Below are 2644 nucleotides of genomic sequence, written 5' to 3'. Positions count from 1 at the left end.
TGGGGATTCCACGCGCACTTGGACACCCATTCCACGAACACTTGGACAGCGACTCCACGCTGACTTGGACACTCATTCCACGGCCACTTGGACACTGATTCCACAAGCACTTGGACAGTGATGTCCCACTGATCCGATCCATGCTCAGGCAGGCAGCAACGCAGGATTATTCACTACCATCGACCTCTTTTCTCGAAGCGAAGAGGTCGTCGTGGAGCGTATATCCATGCGTAAAATCCGAGAGGTACTACGCCTAAAGTTCGACGCAGGCCTGTCCGTGCGCAAGATCGCCGCCAGCCTGCGCATCAGTAGCGGCAGTGCGGGCAATTACTTGCACCGCTTCAACGCTTGCGGGCTGACTTGGCCGATATTGTTATCGGATGCCGAACTGGAGCGATGCCTGTTCCCTCCAGCACCAACAGTTCCCAGCGATCAACGTCCGATGCCTGACTGGGCATGGGCGCATGCCGAGCTGCGTCGCCCCGGCGTAACTCTGGCCCTGCTTTGGCAAGAGTACCGACTCGCTCACCCGCAAGGCTTCCAATACAGCTGGTTCTGCGAGCACTACCGCCTCTGGGCCGCCAAGGTCGACGTTGTCATGCGCCAGGAGCACCGTGCCGGCGAAAAGCTGTTCGTCGATTACGCCGGACAGACCGCGCCCATTATCGACCGACAGACCGGTGAAATCCGTCAGGCCCAGATCTTCGTCGCCGTCCTCGGCGCGTCCAGCTACACCTTCGCCGAGGCCACTTGGTCGCAGAAACTGCCCGACTGGCTGGGCTCGCACGCCCGCTGTTTTGCTTTTTTCGGTGGCACATCGCAGATCCTGGTGCCCGATAATCTGCGCAGTGGCGTCACCAAGGCGCATCGCTACGAGCCGGACATCAACCCCAGTTACCGCGATCTCGCCGAGCATTACGGCGTAGCCGTACTGCCCGCGCGTTCGCGTAAACCCAAGGACAAAGCCAAGGTTGAAGTGGGTGTGCAAGTGGTCGAGCGCTGGATCCTGGCAGTGCTGCGCAACCGCCAGTTCTTCTCGCTCGGAGAACTCAACACGGCAATCAGCCTGCTGCTCGAACGCCTCAATCAAAAGCCCTTCAAGAAGCTGCCCGGCTCACGCCGGTCAGCCTTCGAGACCCTTGACCAACCGGCGCTGCAACCGTTACCGGAGCATCCGTACGTCTACGCCGAATGGAAAAAAGTACGCGTCCACATCGACTACCACGTCGAGGTCGACGGCCACTTTTACTCGGTGCCGTACCAGTTAGTGAAGCACCAACTCGAAGTGCGGCTCACGGCCCAGACCGTCGAGTGTTTCCACGCCAACCAACGCGTGGCCAGCCATCTGCGCTCGCCGCACAAAGGCCGCCACACCACCCAGACCGAGCACATGCCCAAGAGCCACCGCGAACACGCTGAGTGGACACCGCAACGACTGATCCGCTGGGCCGAGCAGACCGGGCCCAACACCGCGGGCGTTATCGCCTACATCCTCGAACGCCGAATCCATCCGCAGCATGGCTTCCGCGCCTGCCTGGGGATCCTGCGCTTGGGCAAACAGTACAGCGAAGAGCGGCTGGAAGCCGCGTGCCAGCGTGCGCTGGCACTGGGTGCATGCAGTTACAAAAGCCTGGAATCGATCTTGCGCCAAGGCCTTGAACGCCTGCCGCTGGCCCAGCAAAACCTGCCGCTGCTGCCCGACGAGCACATCAACCTGCGTGGCCCCGGCTACTACCACTGACCTGAAAAAGGATCACCAAAATGCTACCCAACCCGACGCTCGACAAGCTGCAAACCCTACGCCTGCACGGCATGATCAAGGCGCTGAGCGAGCAACACGCAACGCCCGACATCAACGACCTTGGCTTCGATGAACGACTCGGCCTGATGGTCGACCGCGAACTGACCGAGCGAGAAAACGCACGTCTGACGACGCGCCTCAAAGCCGCCCGACTGCGCCACAACGCTTGCCTGGAAGACATCGATTACCGCAGCCCGCGTGGCCTGGACAAGTCCATGATCCTGCAACTGGGCAGCGGCCAGTGGCTGCGCGATGGCTTGAATCTGATCATCGGCGGCCCGACCGGTGTAGGCAAAACCTGGCTCGCCTGCGCGCTGGCCCACAAGGCCTGCCGGGACGGCTACAGCGTGCGCTACTTACGTCTGCCGCGCCTGATGGAGGAACTGGGCCTGGCTCACGGAGACGGTCGCTTCGCCAAATTAATGGCCGGCTATGCCAAGACCGACCTGCTGATCTTGGACGACTGGGGCCTAGCGCCGTTTACCGCTGCGCAAAGGCGCGACATGTTGGAACTGCTGGACGACCGTTACGGCAACCGCTCGACGCTGGTCACCAGCCAGATGCCGGTGGACAAATGGCATGCGCTGATCGGCGACCCGACCTTGGGCGATGCGATCCTCGACCGGCTGGTGCACAACGCTTATCGAATCGAACTGAAGGGCGAATCGATGCGCAGACGCGCAACGAAATTGACGGCAACAGGGACTTCAGACTAACAATGCAAACCTGCGTCGCTGCGCTCCGACTGCCTGTCCAAATGGGCGTGGATCAGGTGTCCAAGTGAGCGTGGAACGAGTGTCCAAATGATCGTGGACTGGGTGTCCAAGTGTCGTGGAATCCGCA

Annotated in this window: 2 protein-coding genes; both read left to right on the top strand. The window is 61.0% G+C overall.

Annotated elements, in window-relative coordinates; all coding sequences use genetic code 11:
* Positions 1-226 precede the first annotated feature (226 nt).
* Positions 227-1741 carry an IS21 family transposase gene (gene istA, locus AC19YR_RS24640; protein ID WP_038825005.1) on the top strand — a complete coding sequence of 505 codons (1515 nt, stop codon included), beginning with the start codon at positions 227-229 and terminating at the stop codon, positions 1739-1741.
* A 20-nt stretch (positions 1742-1761) separates the two neighbouring features.
* Positions 1762-2517: an IS21-like element ISPre4 family helper ATPase IstB gene (gene istB, locus AC19YR_RS24635; RefSeq protein WP_038825003.1), complete on the top strand. Its 756-nt coding sequence runs from the start codon at positions 1762-1764 to the stop codon at positions 2515-2517.
* Positions 2518-2644 lie beyond the last annotated feature (127 nt).

It is taken from the genome of Pseudomonas sp. MF08817, assembly GCF_059862705.1.
Note: the sequence above shows the minus strand (reverse complement) of the source record. Positions and strands in the feature narration are given on the sequence as shown.

What these genes read in the sequence shown, in the direction of transcription:
- istA (WP_038825005.1), top strand. Translation starts at nt 227, where the DNA reads ATGCGTAAAATCCGAGAGGTACTACGCCTAAAGTTCGACGCAGGCCTG.
- istB (WP_038825003.1), top strand. Translation starts at nt 1,762, where the DNA reads ATGCTACCCAACCCGACGCTCGACAAGCTGCAAACCCTACGCCTGCAC.